Annotated in this window: 11 protein-coding genes and 1 other RNA gene; 1 reads left to right on the forward strand and 11 read right to left on the reverse strand. The window is 53.6% G+C overall.

What is annotated here, in order from left to right; translation table 11 throughout:
• Positions 1-4: 4 nt before the first annotated feature.
• The 9 genes from K239x_RS09830 to K239x_RS09870 form a co-directional block, all read right to left on the reverse strand.
• Complete coding sequence (locus K239x_RS09830) at positions 5-841, reverse strand: sulfotransferase domain-containing protein (protein WP_145417646.1); 837 nt, start codon at positions 839-841, stop codon at positions 5-7.
• A 64-nt stretch (positions 842-905) separates the two neighbouring features.
• Positions 906-2,456, reverse strand: coding sequence for an O-antigen polymerase (locus tag K239x_RS09835; protein WP_145417647.1), 1,551 nt, complete (start codon positions 2,454-2,456; stop codon positions 906-908).
• The gene (locus tag K239x_RS09840) at positions 2,453-3,961 is read right to left on the reverse strand and encodes a lipopolysaccharide biosynthesis protein (RefSeq protein ID WP_419189886.1); all 1,509 of its coding nucleotides are present in this window, start codon (positions 3,959-3,961) and stop codon (positions 2,453-2,455) included. The genes K239x_RS09835 and K239x_RS09840 overlap by 4 nt, the downstream gene beginning before the upstream one ends.
• Positions 3,962-4,010: 49 nt before the next feature.
• Positions 4,011-5,954, reverse strand: a complete 1,944-nt coding sequence (locus tag K239x_RS09845) for a polysaccharide biosynthesis protein (protein ID WP_145417649.1) — start codon at positions 5,952-5,954, stop codon at positions 4,011-4,013.
• Between the two features lie 42 nt (positions 5,955-5,996).
• Positions 5,997-8,402, reverse strand: coding sequence for a GumC family protein (locus K239x_RS09850; RefSeq protein WP_145417650.1), 2,406 nt, complete (start codon positions 8,400-8,402; stop codon positions 5,997-5,999).
• A complete protein-coding gene (locus K239x_RS09855) occupies positions 8,374-11,118 on the reverse strand; it encodes an O-antigen ligase family protein (RefSeq protein ID WP_145417651.1) in 2,745 nt (914 codons plus the stop codon). Before K239x_RS09855 ends, K239x_RS09850 begins: the two co-directional genes overlap by 29 nt.
• Positions 11,119-11,377: 259 nt before the next feature.
• On the reverse strand, positions 11,378-11,977 hold the full coding sequence (locus K239x_RS28420) for a hypothetical protein (RefSeq protein WP_419189887.1): 600 nt from the start codon (positions 11,975-11,977) through the stop codon (positions 11,378-11,380).
• Positions 11,978-12,388: 411 nt separating this feature from the next.
• Positions 12,389-12,994 carry a hypothetical protein gene (locus tag K239x_RS09865; RefSeq protein ID WP_145417652.1) on the reverse strand — a complete coding sequence of 202 codons (606 nt, stop codon included), beginning with the start codon at positions 12,992-12,994 and terminating at the stop codon, positions 12,389-12,391.
• Positions 12,995-13,248: 254 nt separating this feature from the next.
• Positions 13,249-14,514: a MerR family transcriptional regulator gene (locus K239x_RS09870; RefSeq protein ID WP_145417653.1), complete on the reverse strand. Its 1,266-nt coding sequence runs from the start codon at positions 14,512-14,514 to the stop codon at positions 13,249-13,251.
• Positions 14,515-14,695: 181 nt separating this feature from the next.
• Here K239x_RS09870 and rnpB point away from each other — a divergent pair.
• Positions 14,696-15,144, forward strand: an RNA gene (rnpB, locus tag K239x_RS09875) — RNase P RNA component class A.
• A gap of 119 nt (positions 15,145-15,263) precedes the next feature.
• On the opposite strand, the gene rfbA is transcribed toward rnpB, so the two are convergent.
• Positions 15,264-16,127, reverse strand: coding sequence for a glucose-1-phosphate thymidylyltransferase RfbA (rfbA, locus tag K239x_RS09880; protein ID WP_419189888.1), 864 nt, complete (start codon positions 16,125-16,127; stop codon positions 15,264-15,266).
• Positions 16,124-17,209, reverse strand: a complete 1,086-nt coding sequence (gene rfbB / locus K239x_RS09885; protein WP_145417654.1) for a dTDP-glucose 4,6-dehydratase — start codon at positions 17,207-17,209, stop codon at positions 16,124-16,126. The genes rfbA and rfbB overlap by 4 nt, the downstream gene beginning before the upstream one ends.
• Between the last annotated feature and the right edge of the window lie 40 nt (positions 17,210-17,249).

Below are 17,249 nucleotides of genomic sequence, written 5' to 3' on the forward strand. Positions count from 1 at the left end.
TTTCTTAGGCGTCGACGACTTCTTTAGCCGCCCCCGTGGTCGCGGTCACCCAAGAGTCGTCCGTTTCGTAGCCTGCGATTTGAAGAGCGTCACCCGCATGAACATGAAATCGCTCGCGAGCCAATGGCGAGAACGAATTGATCCAATCCCCGGCGATGCCTTTGCGCATAAACGAACTGGAATCGGTTTGGCCCCTGGCCCGTCCGCTCATTTTTTTGAACGTGAATTGATCGGCAACGTTCTGGCAATGCTCTAAATCAACGTCGTCAAATCCGAACCAGCGTGCCGATCGGAGCAACTCTTCGGCCGGTTGTACTAGCAAGTCTTCGTAGCGGACTTCTAGTCGATCTTTATCGTGCCAATCCATGATGTATTCGGTCCAACTAAAACGCTTTCCGCCTTGGTTGAACACCGTAAACATGTAGTCGATAAAGGCTGGTAGATTGGACTGGATGTTGTCGTAATCGTCGAACGGCAATGCCTTGCGAGTCCGGTTCACTCCGTAATTTGAGTTAACTTCGTTTCGAAAAAGAAAGTGGTAGTACGCCGAAACGATCGCGTCACGTCCGTCGCGAATCACGGAAACGGGACGGTGGAAGTGTGGTGAAAATAAGTGGTGCCCGTGAATAATGGATTGACCAAAAATGGGCTTGCTGCTGTTCCGCGAAAACGGTTGATCCAAAACCTTGGACAGCATTTGGCAATACCAAGTGCCACCACACTTGGGAAACTCAGTGACAGGATACAGTGGCAATCGCTTGGTGCAGCAGTGCCACAAGAACAGTCGCTGAACGGCTCGATAATAGATCGTCGCTCGGCTAAGCGACTTGGGACTGGACACGATCGTTACCTGTCGTAGATTCGTCGGAGTGGTTGGTCAGTGGGGCTTCGAGCAGGCGGCGAACTTACGTCGCCTGCGCGGAGGGCGTGTTAGGGGCAGCTGTAGTTGCTGAGGTTTCGATTGGCGGGATTTCATCTCGGTACTCCAGGCCATAACCGCCATACAGTGGGCTGCCCTTGCGTTTGGCGACGATGAAGATAAACACCATCAACGGCAGCAAATCTAACGTGGTTTTGACGATGCCCGTGCCTAGGTCATTTCCGAATGAAAAGAGGACCAAGCGATTGAGTATAATTGCGTATATCAAAACGGCAGTTTGGCGGTCGCGGTATGCATTGAAACCTTTGAAGAGCAAGTGGATTGCTACGCCCATGACAAACATGCCGATAATGACGCCGTACCACCCAAGGTTCCAATAAAGTTCGGCAACCAAACCTGGTGGCACGCCTCCATATCCCAGCATGTCGCCGTACACCGCATGCATCAGATACGTCCCACGTTCGCTCCACATTGGTTTGCCAGGCCATACCGAACGAGGGATCGGAGCGGCGAGCCATCCCCAGAGCGTTTCGCCGTAGCGATATTCCAATCGTTCGGGGACGGCTTGAACGATGTGCGCCGTCTTGGTGATGTCCATCAAGTCGCGGCCACCGAGCGTTTCTTCAACGATCGCTTCGACCGTCAACGTTTGATCATCGCCTTTTCGGGCAGCTAACAAGACGAAGAAGCCTGCGAAGATGACGAGGCCACCCAGCACGCACGCTGGAATCACTAGCTTGGGTCGCAGGAAGTACAGGATCACAATCGCATCAAGAATCAGCAGTGCAAATCCGGCGCGGTTGTTAAGGAACAGCGGGATCATGGCTGAGAGCAATCCCGATCCGATCATCAACATGCCTTGGAGCGATATCCAGCTCCTTCGTCGGGCGAGCAAATCCACAAACAGCAGGTAGAACGCAAACTTTACAAATGCAGCCAACCGATAGTAGTAGTAGCTCATGTCGAACATTCGATTGCCGCTTCCGGTGCCCTCTTCGACGAATCGTTTCGCCGACAACTGGTCACCGATGCGAAACCCAATCGATTGCACAAACAACGCGAAAAACACCAGACCAAACAGACAGAGCAAAAGCGAGATGGCGATCAGGCGTCCGTTGTGCCACGAGTGGCTGTCCGCCATCAGCAAGTGTTTCAAACGAAAATTAGGCGTCCGTATCAGATAGCCAAGCGAGAAAGCGCCCAGCGCAATCACCATCACAACGAGACCGTCAAACAACACCGATGTGTCGTTGCCCAGCAGCAGACGTTTTTGGATATGAGAACTGGTGTTGTCAAAAGCAAAAATCATCCAGATCTTTGCGGTCACGCTAAAGAGCACAACGCTGAGCACCACCGTCGCAGGTTCAAACGCGCAGTACTTGCGTTTGACCAGCATCGGCATCACTGCCAGCACAGCGCAGAAAGACGCCATCGCACCCATCACTGCTTCCATGGTCGTTTCGACGGAAAAAGCGATGCCGCACGTCAGGAAGATGATGAACAGAATGAACGCAGGGCGAAGCAAATCGTTTGGATGAATGCTTCGTCTAGTGGTCAAGGCGACGGGAGCACTCATTGAATCTCTCCTGGGGTCTCCGGCGCGGTGAAGAACGCGATTTCGGATTCTGAATCTCTAGTCCAACGGAACCACGCAAAGACGATCCCTAGCAGCACGAGGCAGCAAACGCATCGAACTGCCGCATAGGCGACACTGCTCTGACTGCCCAGCGGTGTTGTGATTGTGATCACCCAGAAGAGAATTGACGCCCCCAGAATGCCAAAATAATTCCAAGGAACACGATAGGTCTGATGCACAATCCCGATCATCGCAAAAAACATCACTGCGTAGGCTGCAGCAGTCGCCCAGGCGGCACCCATGGTTCCCATACTGGGAGCCAGATACAGGACGAAGACGACATTCACGGCGACTCCCAGTCCGGAGACACAAGCCAGCGTCAATGTTCGGCCGGTGAAAAATAGCGGTTGTGCGAACGCCATGAAGAAACACTGAAAGAGTGTTCCGATCAGGATAATGCGACTTAGCGAAGCGGCACCGGCATACTCTGCTCGTCCGCCCGTGAGAATCACGATGAAGTCAGACGACAGAATGCTGAGCGAAATGGCACAGCCGATCACGCAACAAAAGAACAGGTCTGCGGTCCGCGCAAAGCGTTTGGGGCCTGTTTCATCATCCGCGGTGCGGAAAAAATCGGGCAGCCATGCAGAATTGATTGACGTCGCGACCACGATCAGCAACGACGCGAACATGTAGGCAATTTCGTAGACGCCCAAGGCGCTGTTGTCCACGTATCGCTGAAGTAACAGTCGATCGAGCGTGACTAGCATCCACAGAAACGACGCGTGAAAAATGATCGGAAGGCTGTATCGAAAAATCAACTGCAGTGACTGAGACGCCGCTTCCGGTTCTGCCACGCGTGACGTTGCTTTGTGGGGAGAGAGTGCAAGGTAACCAGCAATAAAGCACCAAACGGCAGCTCCGATAAGTTCGCCAATGATTGCACCATAGACGCCTTGGTCAAAAAGAACGACTAAGCCCAAGACCAACGCGGTGGTGCTCAGGAATCGGAAGAACGTAAAGGTTCGGTACGTGACGGGTTCTTCGCGGATGATGTACCACGATTCAACAACATCCGTGCCAGCACGCAGATAGCCCGTCAGAATAGCCATCAGCACCCATGTGATTGGCATCGCTGTAAAGAACTTGGCGCCGAAAAACCAAGCCAAGCACGCCACAGCACTGATCGGGATACTGGCCACAAAAAGGCGAATCAGCCACAAGCGGCCGATCAGGAGTTCGTCGGTTCGACCATCGCCGTTGCGATAAAAACGCCGCACAGCAGCACCAAATCCCAGGGTCGCGATTGCCCAGCAAATCATCGACACGGCTTGGAAAATACCCAGCATCCCTACTTCCTGGACCGTTAGTACGGCCACAAAAATAGGAAAGGTGATGTACTTGGCACCTTTGGTCAGTAGGTCACCGAATGCGAAAATCGCAGAGCGAGAAAGAAGCCTTCGCGCACCCGCTGATTTTTTTGGCTGACCTAGATTGGTAGACACGAGACTTGAGCCACGGTGGATTGGGAGGTTGTGTTGGGTGCAGTGAGAACTAACGAGAACCATTCACTGAAACCAACTCGCTCTTTTGCGATGTCGGTTCCGTGTGCTCGTGGTACTCAGGCACCAAACGCGAAATCAATCCCCGTAGCGTCGCTTCGTCAGCCTCCAAGTTCTCCACCACTTCGAAGATCAATCGATCGTCCGGCGTGCCTTCATGGAGTCGATGGTACGCCGCTTTTACTTTCCGATGCTCCGTTTCCAACGTCGCTTCGTCATCAAAATAAAGTTCCTCGTAGAGTTTCTCACCCTCGCGGATTCCGGTTTCTTTGATTTCGATCGTCCCTGGTTTCAGCCCAGAAAGTTGGACCAAGTCTTCGGCCAGTTGCATGATCTCGACTGGTTCGCCCATGTCGAGCACAAAAATCTCGCCGCCCTTTGCCATGCTTCCTGCTTGCAGTACCAATTGAGCAGCTTCCGGAATGGACATGAAGTAACGCGTCATCCGAGCGTCGGTGACGGTGATTGGACCGCCAGCACGAATCTGCTTTTGAAACAACGGCACGACACTTCCGGCCGAACCCAAAACGTTGCCGAATCGCACCACGCAAAAATGCGTCTTGCTGTTTACGGACATCGCATGAACCACTCGCTCGGCAATGTTCTTGGTTGCACCCATGATACTGGTTGGGTTGACCGCTTTGTCGGTGCTGACCATGACAAAGTTGCTACACCGAAATTCATCGGCCAGTTTGGCAACCACGTTGGTTCCGACGACATTGTTCAGCAGTGCTTCGCGAATATGGAGTTCCATTAGCGGAACATGTTTGTGCGCGGCTGCATGAAACACAATCTCAGGACGATGGGTTTCAAAGGCACGACGCATCGAATTTTCTTCGGTGATATTAGCGATCACACGTTTCAGTTTGACGCCGTGTTCATCAGCGGCGGTACCGAGGTCGCGATGGATGGTGTAAATGCGATTCTCGCCGCGGCCCAGCAAGATGATTTCTGCTGGTTCAAATTCCATCAACTGGCGACAAATTTCGCTGCCGATGCTACCGCCAGCACCGGTCACCATCACGCGTTTGCCTTTGACCAACGAATCGATCCGTTTGGTATCCAGTTTGACAGGATCACGTTTAAGCAAATCGTCGATGTCGACTTCGCGAAGCGGTATGTCTGAACTTCCCGCTAGAGCGTCCTCGAATCTCGGCAAGACGCGAACCGTCAGTCCAGCACGGTTGCAGTTGGCGATCAAGTCGCGAATTTGAGTTCCACCCAGCGAGTCGCAGGGGATGAACACGTGCTTGGCGTTGTAGCGAGCACCTACGGCGGAGATTTGATCGATCGAACCGGTGACTGGAATGCCGGCGTAGACTCTGCGACGTGGACTTGGTTGAGTCGAAACCAATGCGCGAATCCGGAAAGGCATTTCGCGATTGGAATTGATCTGACTGGCAAGGATACCAGCACGATGATCTGTACCGATCAGCAGTGCCGGTTCGGTAGCCACACGTTTGAACTGGATGCCAAAGTGTTCGTCAGCAAAACGCCACAGGCAGCGAAGACCTCCCAGCAAAATGATCGTCAGCAGTGTGTCAAAGACGATGACGGCGCGAGGAATCTTGTAGTAGTGATAGCTGAAAAAGTAATCGGCAAACCCGATCACGACCATGGCAATGAAGGCCGCCCGGATGAGCGATTTGATGTCTGCGAATGTGACGTACCGCCACCAGCCATGAAAGTGCGACGAAAGATAAAACGCCGCAATCTTGATCAACAAAACGAACGGCGCTGTCGCCAGCATCAATCGTTTTGCATGCGGTGGCAAGCTAAAGTCGTAGCGTGCTGAGTAACTGATCGCGTAGATCGCGTAAAACAAAACAGCATGCAGGATCAGCAGCACGCCGACGCGCGATGATGGATGCAGAAGCGGATCCATTAGTCGTGCAACAGCAGCCTTGCGACTGGTGATCGGTTCGTTGGTATCCAAGGAACTTGCCTGAAAAGATTGTGTGGGGATTTTGCGAAGCGATTAGACGCGGCTGCCAGCAGCTACGGGCGCTTCTTCCGCATCTCGCGAAGACACTTTGACTGTCTCGGCTGTTGCATCTGCCGAGCGGTAGTAACCGCCGCTGGTCGGACCGTAGCCGTAGCCATAGGAATCGCTGTCGTATTTTTCGATGTAGCCATAGTTCTTGTTGGAGCTCTGGTAGCCGTTGATGACCAATCCGACAACGTTGGCGTCGTGCTGTCTTAGCAACGTGATTGCGCGATGCGCGATTCGCCGACCGTTTTTGACGATGCGTAAAGCCAAAAGCGTTACATCACATTTTTGACTGATAATGGCGGCGTCCGATACTGCCAATACGGGTGGTGAGTCAACAATTACGTAGTCAAACTCCTCTGCCCAGTGCTTCAGCAGGCTCGCAAAATCTTCAGATTGGAGCAATTCAGCTGGATTTGCGGGAACCGCACCGGATCCGACGGCCCACAGATTGTCGACGACGGTATCGGAAATCACATCGGCAGCGTCCGCGAGACCGCCGATGGCCTCACTCAAGCCGAGTGTGTTTTCTAGTCGGAACAATTTTGCGACGCGTGGTTTACGCAAGTCAGCGTCAATCAGCAACACTCGCTTGCCAGCTTGGGCGAATGCCACTGCCAAGTTTGCGCTGGTTGTACTTTTGCCGTCACCTGGAAGCGGACCAGTGACTTGAATGATGCGTTGGTCTTTGGCCTTGGCCGACATCAGCATGCTGGTTCGGATCACCCGGTAGATTTCGGCCTCGGGGCTACGTGGTCGATGAAAGGCGTAAACTGAGGAATCGATCTCGAAGGCGGGTTCATTTCGTTTACGGCGAATCGGTGCGAACCGATTGACATGAGCAAGCACCGGAGCACCGAGGGTCTTTTCGACGTCTTCTGGATCCGCAAACGTGGTGTCGCAAAGGTCGGCGATGAACGCCAGCATCACACCCAGAGCCAAACCGGCGATCATTCCTAGCGGCAGCACAATTTTGGGGTCGGGCCAAGATGACTGTTCTTGAATGTCTGCGTCGCCAATGACGTCGGTGTCGAAACCAGCGTAGTCGCGAACAAAGTTCAATTCACTCAGCGTGTCGCTCATCTTTTCGTACAGAGCTTGTTTGCGAACCAGTTCCAGCTTCAAAGATTCAGCCATCATCTCTTCTTCTTCAAGCTTCTTTGCTGATACCAGTTCAGCCTCGCTTCTGCGGACCAGGACTTCGCGTTCGCGTTGCAATCCGGCCAGGTCGTTCTCCAGAAGCCCCACGTAAGTTTGGAGCATTTCATCGGGTTTCATTTTTTCGATGACGGCTCCGTCTCCCACTTCCGCGGCTTTATCGTCAATGAATTTTCGCATCATTGTGATCTGCTCGCGAATCGAAACCACGGTGGGGTGGTCGTCGCCGAAGTTTTCGGTGAGCTTCTTTTCACGCATCACCAAGTTGAGATAATCGTTGTACTCGGCCTTGGCAGTCTCTTGCCGGATCGGATTGTCTTGAACAAATGCTTCGCTCATCGTGTCCCCGCGGGTGACATCGAAGAGAACTTTCAAGCGATTGACTTCTTTCTCGCTGAGCAATGCCAAGCGATCAAAGTCGGAAACTTTTTCGGGATCCGCGTTCTCTACAAAGTCAGAGATGACTGCGAGCCGGGATTCGATATGGGCTTCGTTCTCGGTCAATTCCAGCAGGTCGATCTCGATCGATTCAAGCCGCTTTTTGTAGATGTTGGTTGTCTTGCTGCCGTCCCACATGACTTTGCTAGATGCAAGGTGCTTGGTCAGGTTTTGCTCTGCCTCGCGAACTTCGTCAGCCGTGTCGTTGGCAAGTTGGCTGAGCAAATCGATCGCTTGCGAACTGTTGCTGGAAAAGTGTTCTTTCAAATAGACGTCGTAGGCGTCAAAAATCGCTCGTAGTACAACAGCACAATCCTCAGGCGATGGATCGTCATACGTGGCTTGCAGCGTATGAGCATCTTTGGCGACACCTAAACCACCTTTAGTGACGTGCAGGTGGTCGCGAATGTATTCCAGTGGATTTTTGCCTTCGTCGATTGCATTTGAGACACTGGCAATGTCGGTCAACTCATGGTCCGCGATCGCCTTTTTCAGAATGCGACGGCTGGTCATCAACTGAATGTGAGTGGAGAGCACATCGCCGTCTGTGTTGGCACCTTCGACTGATGTGTTCGAGCTGGCACCGTTGACCATGTCGGCCGATTTTTGGCCCACCAAGATTTCCATCTCGGCACGGTAGGTCGGCGTTGTTAGCAGGAGGTACAGGCCGGCGGCGATCAAACCAAGCGTCACGCCCAGCACGATGAAACCGATTCGACGTCGCAAGACGCCGATCAGATCGAGCGCTTCGGAATCGTCTGCAGTTTGATTATTCAGGTTGGGATCGACTTGAGTCATTCAACAGTTGTGAGTTGGAGTATTGCTGACGATGCAATTTGGTTGCTTGCTGAAAGAATTTTCTGTATTCAGCATTTTTAGGTTCTAGATCTTTTGCACGACGCGCCTGCTGCACAGCATGTTTTGCGTCACCCTGACGGTAAAGTGCGACAGCAGCCAGATGCCGCAAATGAGCGTTGCCGGGGTTGGACTTTATCGCTTTGTCATAATGTTCTGATGCTGCCGATAAGTCATCACGCGCTGTAGCGATCATTCCCAGCGTTTTGTAGAGCGAGCTAGGCTCCGCGATCGACGCCTCGGCAATCTCTTCGGATCTTCGAAGCAATTTTTCACGCACTTCATCGGTGCCCTCTTGTTGACGCAGTAGCTGCGAGAGCCGAAAGGGCACGACCCAACGTTTGGGCATGAGATCTTTCACGATTGCATCTTCGTTCAAACGAACTTTGGCCAACTGGTAGATCAGCTCGATGGAATCGGTGTTGGTTGATAAATTTTGCTTCCACTGTTGGATCATCGATTGTTTGTCGTTTGCGGCCCACGCAAGCAATCCGTTGCCCAAAGTTTGGTCGGTATTAACGACCGAAAGCTTCATGGAACGATCGAACGGTTCTCGCCAAGATCGTCCCGTCGCTGCGGCTAGCAGCGCGATTTGCAAATGCGTTCGCGGCTGAATTGGATTCAGCACCAGCGAATTTTGAAGGCCGTCCCATGCCTCCCTCAATTGCGCACTATTCTTCATCTGGTCGCGAATTTGCTGCTTCGTATTCTCGTCAGCGCTACCAGGAGAGTCATCGAATAGTCGTGCAATGACTACTTGCAAAGAGGTCGAATTCCAGGCCACGATTGCATCGAGTTGTTGGGCGTCCGGATCCTCGCTTGTACGAATCTGATCATAGACCTGTCGCCGGGCGTGGTGTGTTTCCAATCGGATAATTCGCCTTTGAACGGGCTCAAAGGCAGGCCAACGTTGGAGTTCGCCCCTTAGTGCTGCAATCTTTTCCTGCGACACTTGGGTGGTCGGGGACGGAGTCTGCATTGCGAAGGATGTGCGTTTAAGCACACGTGTTGAACTGACGTGGCGGCCTTGTTGCCACAGGGCAGCGCAAAGGGCGAGCAAGACTATGACCCCCATTGTGGTCGGCGAAAGCAAACGCCCAAGCGGCGGTAGTCCCTTCGACGGGAGCTTGGTGGCTGGGTCGCTGCTTGCTGGATCACTCTCTGCTGTCGCCGCAGTCACAGATCGAAGTTGACGTTTCTTTCGCGGAGTTCGTTTGTCGACCGCGGCACATGCGGCTCCAACCAGTGCTGCGAGGACAATCAAGTTTCCAGGCATCATCAGCCCGAAGTCCGTCAGCGCATGAAACGCATGAAGTACGATCGCCGACATGGCGGCAACACCCAGAGCTTGTTTACTGACACTGCGTTCGTTACTGCACAGTGACAGGCAGCTGTGCAGAGCAACGTACAGCCCCAAGAACACCAGGATGATTCCCGGCAGTCCTGCTTCAACGAGTACTTCGAGATACTGGTTGTGAGCGTGTGTAAACCAGCGACTCTCTGGCTCCGGTTCAAACGGTAGGTACGCATAGCCGTAGGTTCCCATCCCGGAACCCAACGGCAGGAAATGTTGTACGGCGGGAATCGCTTCTGCCCAATGATCGAACCGAGGATCAGCGATCACTTTTTCGACATCTAAATCGTCAACACGGTTGCTGATCTGGTCGCCAAAACCGAAAAGTTGCAACGAGAAGAACACGACCGTTGTTGCGATTATCGCAGCGATGACCGGCATCACGCGGCGCTTCTTACCGGCGCGTTTCCAACACAGTGAGACGACGCACGCTGCAACAAAGGCAGACACCCATCCACCGCGAGACATCGAAAGAGCCAAGCCAAGCATCAGGCAAAGTACGCCCAAGGAAATCGCGAGCGTTAGAGGACTGGCGATCATCGATTGAATTTGACCGGTGACTCCGTAGCCTGTTCGCCATTGCTGTGCCTTGGAAAGCGAACGAGCCCGGAAAACTCCCAGCGAACAAGCCAGCGCAACTGCGATGAAATCCGCGGCATGATTGCGATTCAAAAAAGTGCCAAACGGCACACTTCCAGGCGATGGATTTTCGACGCCGTAAAAAATCATATCGGGGTAAGTCGTCAGTTGCGCGATGCCCCAGAGCACTTGACCGACGCCGCAGATTGCAATCGAAACGAGCAGAAAGATGCGTGATCGGTCATCGTTAAACAGTTGCGAACCGAGAAAGAATGCAGCAAAGCCAATCACGGCCATCGCCAACCAGCTTTGCGTCATCCAGGGGACCAAAGACTGCGTCAGTCCGGCATCGGACGGATCGGCTCCGAAGCGAATTTGCATGTCGCGTACACCCGACCATTCCATCAACGAAAAGGCGGACTGCGGCATCAGCTGGATCAGCCCCAGTAGCAATCCAGAGACAATGATCAGTGACAGCGCGGCTAAATTTCGCGGGCTTGTTTCTACTTTGGGGCCACCCAAAAATACGAGCGCGGCAGCGGCACTGAGGAGTGCAAGCGTTACGAAACGCGCGGTGGGATAGTAACCGCCAATCCCCCAGACAGCGACGAAGATTGCAGCGATCAACAGTAGTCGAGCAGCATCCAAAATCCTCAGCGATACCCACTGAGAATTGGGAGCGATTTGCGGCTCGCTTCGCCGATTTGATTTCGCTGAAAAAGACATAGGATGGGATGCGGTTATCGGCGACCGATCCCTGGTCTAAATGTGAACATCACCTGTTTTGAGACAAGAACAGTGTTCATGCTCGCCGAAACGAATAGCCCCCACGGCGGGTGGTGTAGCATATCAGGTGCTCTAACCAAGCATAGTATGAATTCGCAGGCTGCCTACCCAAATCGCCTCCCGGCCGCGCACGAAAAAAGGCTGACAGTCTTACAACCGTCAGCCTTCGTAGTCATTTAAGGGGAGGGGTATGCGGCTATTAACCTTCCGTACCCATCGAAGCGACTTCGTCGTCGTCGTCGCCACCGGCTGTCACTGCGACAACTGTGCCAGCGATTGCACCGATGCCAAGTGGGCTGGTTAGGAAGCTGATCAAGCCGCCTCCGCCACCGATTGCACCGCCTCCGCCAATTGCACCACCACCGAACGATCCGCCACCTGAATACGACCCGACAGATCCACCGCTAAAGAGTGGAGTTTCGCTGATCAAGGTGTCAGAGATGATGTTGCCGTCGCCGATAGCGATTTCGGTTTGCGTGCCTTCTGTTTCGGACAAGTCCAATCGCATGTCAACCAATGCATCGCGAAGATCCAAAAGATCGCCCTCGTTGGCTGGTTCGCTGTCCAGGAGACTGTCGATTTCGTCGATCACTTGGTTGATCTGAGTAAGTGCATCTGCATTCGTCAGCGATGAATCAGCAATCTTCGTAGCGATGGCTTCGATCTTATCCATCAACAAAGTGGAATCTTCGCTAGCAGCCTGCGTTTCCTGATGATTCACGAATGCGTGAACTTGAACCCCAGCAAAAGCAAGGAATGCGACAAGGGTGGCTTTGGATAGCAGACTTTTGATGTTCATGATTCTTGTTGGCCTCTGTTCAGGTGGGCAGTTCGTAGCCATCGCTTCGCGGTCGTCTTGCGAACCCTAACTTGGGTGGCTGGCTGTCAAGAAAATATCCGGGCAATACGAGCAGTGCAACTCCCTGGGCGTCATAAAACGCAGAAAGTTCCCAAGTCCCCCGTTTGCTCTATGCGGTGTAGTGTCCCTTGTGTGCGATGGAGTTATCGCAAGTGCAATGATAGCAAGGCATTGCGGCTGAAAGGGACGCTTTAGGGATCCAAAGTGCCGATTCGCGAGGTGACCGTGAATTCTCGAAAGATCGTGCCGTTTAGGACTCTTTCGTAAGCGAGATTGCATAAAAAAAGCCACTAACGCGACTGCGTTAGCGGCTCAAACTCATTTGGTCTCGAGGTCAGACGCCCAAGAGAACTAATTGCCACCGTCAGTAGCACCCATCGATGCGACCACGTCGTCGTCGTCGCCACCGGCTGTGACCGCCACGATTGTTCCGGCGATAGCACCGATTCCAAGAGGGCTAGTCAGAAAGCTAGCAAGTCCGCCGCCTCCGATAGCACCGCCGCCACCGACAGCGAATCCACCGCCACCGCCACCGAGGATGCTGCCACCACCAATTGGTCCGCCACTAAGGATCGATCCACCAGCAGCTGGTGCTGTTCCGCAACTAGTACAAGCGCCAACGGCTTGCTCTTGAGTTGCATCTTGGCCGGAGATTTCCAATCGCATGTCGACCAGGGCATCTCGCAAATCAAGCAATTCGCCTTCGTTTGCTGGCTCGGTGTCAAGCAGACCGTCGATCTCGTCGATGATCTCGTTGATCTTTACCAGTGCTTCGTCCGAAGTCAGGCTTTCGTCGCCAATAGCCGTTGCGATCGAGTCAATGCGATCGATCAGTGCCGATGAATCTTCAGAAACAGCGACGGTTTCGGAGGTATTCACGAACGCGTGAACTTGAGCGACTGCAAACGAAAGGAATGCGATTGCGGCAAGCTTGGAGATCCAGTGTTTCTTTTTCATGATGTAAATTCTTGTTAGTAAATGCGAATGAGCGTATTTGACTTTTCGTGGTGGACAAAGTTCCACGGAATTTGTGTTTTCGCAAAAGGCGTCAGAAAATTGATACTAGATGCGAAATTTGTTTACGCAAGTGAAATGGTCGGCAAAACCGGCAAAATAAGTCGCAAATTATGAGGGGACCAATGCGGCTCCGTTGGGTGGGGCGGGGATTTAGCCCCGGTCAAACCGCGTTGCCGTAGTGTGTTGTCGCAGGATTAAGTCAGTCGAATGCGGGCTTCGGCTGCCCACGGGCTGTGTGGCGACAGTTCGATGACCTCTTTCCAGTACACGTCGGCCTGCTCCGCTTCGCCGAGCTTGTCGAGCAGTTTGGCGATGCCAAAATGGGCTTCGACATAACCAGGATGCAGCGAAATCGCACCTCGGTAGGCCGCCAGCGACAGCTCGCCTTGACCGGTTTCGGCCAACACGTTTCCCAAACTCGCGCGGGCTTCGACAAAACGGGGGTCGATTTCGATCGCTGCGTAGTATCGCTCGCGGGCTGCGATCAGCTCTCCAGAGCGATAAAGCAATTCTGCCAACTGAAAACTGATCTCGGCTCGGGCACCGTCGCGAGCAAGAATCGCGTGGCAAAAATCGATCGCCGTGTCCAGATCGTCTGCGTCTTCGGCATCGTACGCACCCTGCAAAAGGTCGTCGACTTCGGGTTCGCTGGGGCGATTTTCACTGCTGGCATGACCGAGTTGTGCATCTGCAAACGAAATGACTTGCGGGCTGTCGTCGTCGTCGTGAACACTGGGCTGATGCGATAAGACGCGTTCAGCAGTTTGATCTACATGAACGGCGTCAAAATCGAACCTTAGTTGACCGCCCAGTTCAAGCAGGCCGGCGCCTTGTCGGAGCAGCAATTGTTTGCCTTCGACCAGAATCGATAGCTGATCCAGCGGACGTTGGATGTTGGGCAGGACTTCGACGAGTTCGACCAGACGCTGCTCGATCGCTTTGGGGCTTGCTCCCGACGCGATCCAGTGAGCCAATCGCCTTGCCGTCGCGACTTCTTGAAAATCAAAGTAGGGCAACCGGTGCAATGTTTGCACGGGCGTGATCAGCCCTCGGCGATGCCACCGGCGAATCACGCCGACGGAGACTTTCAATAGGTCGGCCAACATGGCGGGGGTGTATAGCTGACGATCGTTGTGGCGATCGTCCACCAAGCCAAGTCGAGGCCAAAGATCGCTTTCGCTGATGATCTCAAGCTCTCCAGCGGCAGCTTTGGACAAGATCGAATCGCTCAACAACTCTGTCTCCGAAAGCGGTGGTTCGTCGGCTCCGATGACAACGCAATCGATCGGTTCGGTGTTGATTCCGACGACGGACGCTCCGAACGAACCGATCAAATTTCGCGCTTCGCGACGGTTCATGCCGCCCAGTTGCCCTACAAATGCAAAGCGTTTGCCGCCCATCGATGCAGCAAAATTGGGATCGATCGGCGTGTCGGGATCTCGAAAGGAAGAGGCGGTCACGTCCGGATGGATCTGTTGGCAAGGGTGGGCCGAGCGATGTTGCCTGAACGGCGTTGCAGAGGGGACTCTGCCAGCATTATCCACATTCTACGGTTTCTTGCGAGCGATCGACTGGGTTTCGACAAGGCAAGAGCTGCCGAACCTTGTTGCAAACACACGCGTCGATCATGCTGGTGCCGCTGCGTGAGGGCGGGGCGATCGCTGGTTGCGCTTGCGTGACTGGAGGAAAGTCCGGGCTCCACAGGACAGGATGGTCGATAACGTCGACCGGCCGAGAGGTTAGGGATAGTGCAACAGAGAATAGACCGCCGAACGGTCGGCTGACTGATTCATTTCAGCTAGTCGATGCGTGGTAAGGCTGAAACGGTGCGGTAAGAGCGCACCAGCGGCCAAGGTGACTTGGTCGGCTTGGTAAACCCCATCCGGAGCTAGACCAAACAGATTGCAGTGGCCGTGTTTCGAGAGAAACGGCGTTTCGCAAGAAGCGTGGGTCACACGGGGCTGTCCGCCGCGTTACGACAATCGGGTAGGTTGCGATTGAGGCGACGAGCAATCGTCGTGCACAGATAAATGATCGTCGGCGAAACTTCGGTTTCGTCACAGAACCCGGCTTACATGCCCTCCGCAGCTTTTGGCATTCAGCACGCGTTTTGCTTGGTGAGTCTCTGCTCTGCTCTGACCGTGAAGCAAGTGAGACGAAAATCATCGGACTGGAGCTTTGCGATAAAGTTCCCCGCTAGCCTAACGCGCTACGTTTGACTGCCGCAGAAGTCGCTGGAGGTATTCGCCGTACTGGCACGAGGCATACTTTGTTGCAGCTGTTCGCGATCGATCCAATCTTGCCGAAACGCGATTTCCTCGGGGCAAGAAACCTTGAGGCCGGTCCGTTTTTCGATCGCTCCTACAAAGCTGCTCGCGTCGTGCAGATTTTCGTGAGTACCTGTGTCAAGCCACGCAGTCCCGCGCCCAAACACTTCGATATTCAACGACCCTTCGTTCAAATAGATTTGATTCAGGTCGGTGATCTCGAATTCACCACGTATTGATGGAGTCAGTGTTTTGGCAAATTCACTGACGCGGTGGTCGTAAAAATACAGCCCCGGTACCACGAAATTGGATTTCGGCTTGGACGGTTTTTCTTCCAGCGAAATCACTTTGCCGGACGTGTCAAATTCGACGACACCGTAGGCGCTCGGGTCGCTTACTTCGTATGCAAAAATCTTTGCGCCCGATGTCAATTCGGCTGACCGGCGAAACAGCTGAATCAAACCCTGGCCGTAGAACAGGTTGTCACCCAAGGTCAAACAACACGCATTGCCATCGATAAATTTTTCACCCAAGGCAAAGGCCTGCGCCAAGCCTTCGGGCCGGGGTTGCACTTTGTATTGGATGTCGATTCCCCATTGGCTGCCGTCGCCCAACAGCGATTCGAATAACGCTGTATGACCGGGGGTCGAGATCACCAACACCTCTCGGATGCCTGCCAGCATCAGCGTTGACAAGGGGTAGTAGATCATCGGTTTGTCGTACACCGGCAATAGCTGTTTGCTGACTGCCGTGGTCAGTGGTGCAAGTCGGCTGCCGCTGCCGCCGGCCAGGATGATGCCCTTCATGATTGATCTCCTGAAGCGGTTTCTCCGAGTCGCTGAAGCTGATACGTGTCATCGAGTATCGCTTTCCACCACGGTTCGTTTTCGACGTACCAACGCACGGCGTTTTTCAGGCCTGTTTCAATCGAATGCTGTGGTTGCCAATGAAGATCGCGTTTGATTTTGCTGGCGTCGATTGCATAGCGAAAATCATGGCCGGGGCGGTCGGTCACAAATTCGATTCGCGATGAATGAGATTCGCCGCTCGCTGACGGATAGATCTCGTCCATGATCCCGCACACGCGCTGAACCAGTTCCAGGTTAGACAATTGGCAGTCGCCGCCGATGTTGTACGTTTCGCCTGCCACGCCAGCGCTAAGCACTCGCAGCAGCGCGTCGACGTGGTCTTGCACATGCAACCAGTCGCGTACGTTTTGGCCCGTTCCATAAACTGGCAGCGATTCGCCTGCGATGCATTTGATGATCATCAACGGCAGCAGTTTTTCGGGGAACTGGTAGGGCCCGTAATTGTTGGAACAATTGGTCACGATGACGGGCACACCGTAAGTGGTGTGCCAGGCGCGAGCCAAATGGTCCGACGCAGCCTTGGTCGCTGAATAAGGCGAGTGAGGATCGTAGGCGGTTGTTTCGGCAAACAAACCGGTCTCGCCAAGCGATCCGTAAACTTCATCGGTCGAAACATGCAAGAAACGAAATGCCGAGGCGTCCGCGGGCGACAAGCTGCGGAGATGTTCTCTGGTTGCTTCGAGCAAATTAAACGTGCCGACAACGTTCGTTTGAACAAACTGCGCCGGCCCATCGATGCTGCGATCAACATGGGATTCAGCTGCCAAGTGAATCACGCCATCGGGTGAATGCGTGCGAAAAGCCTCGGTCACAAACTGTTTTTCAGCGATGTCGCCGCGAACCAATTGGTAGCGATTCAATGCTTCTGCGCTCAGCGTTGCTTCCATGTGCAGCGAATTGGGATTGGCCGCATAAGTGAGTGCATCAAGATTGATGATCTCGTAATGATCCGACTGCAACAGCCGGCGTATCAGATTCGTGCCGATGAAACCGCATCCGCCTGTAACGAGAAGTTTCATGCGGGCCACTGGCAAGGGAGAAGTTGTGACGAGTCGAGAC

It is taken from the genome of Stieleria marina (assembly GCA_007741555.1).
Taxonomy (GTDB): Bacteria; Planctomycetota; Planctomycetia; order Pirellulales; family Pirellulaceae; genus K23-9.

Excerpts from the sequence above, each read along its gene's own strand:
- K239x_RS28420 (WP_419189887.1), bottom strand. The coding sequence starts at position 11,977 with ATGAACATCAAAAGTCTGCTATCCAAAGCCACCCTTGTCGCATTCCTT.
- K239x_RS09865 (WP_145417652.1), bottom strand. The coding sequence starts at position 12,994 with ATGAAAAAGAAACACTGGATCTCCAAGCTTGCCGCAATCGCATTCCTT.
- K239x_RS09835 (WP_145417647.1), bottom strand. The coding sequence starts at position 2,456 with ATGAGTGCTCCCGTCGCCTTGACCACTAGACGAAGCATTCATCCAAAC.
- K239x_RS09855 (WP_145417651.1), bottom strand. The coding sequence starts at position 11,118 with ATGTCTTTTTCAGCGAAATCAAATCGGCGAAGCGAGCCGCAAATCGCT.
- rfbA (WP_419189888.1), bottom strand. The coding sequence starts at position 16,127 with ATGAAGGGCATCATCCTGGCCGGCGGCAGCGGCAGCCGACTTGCACCA.
- rfbB (WP_145417654.1), bottom strand. The coding sequence starts at position 17,209 with ATGAAACTTCTCGTTACAGGCGGATGCGGTTTCATCGGCACGAATCTG.
- K239x_RS09850 (WP_145417650.1), bottom strand. The coding sequence starts at position 8,402 with ATGACTCAAGTCGATCCCAACCTGAATAATCAAACTGCAGACGATTCC.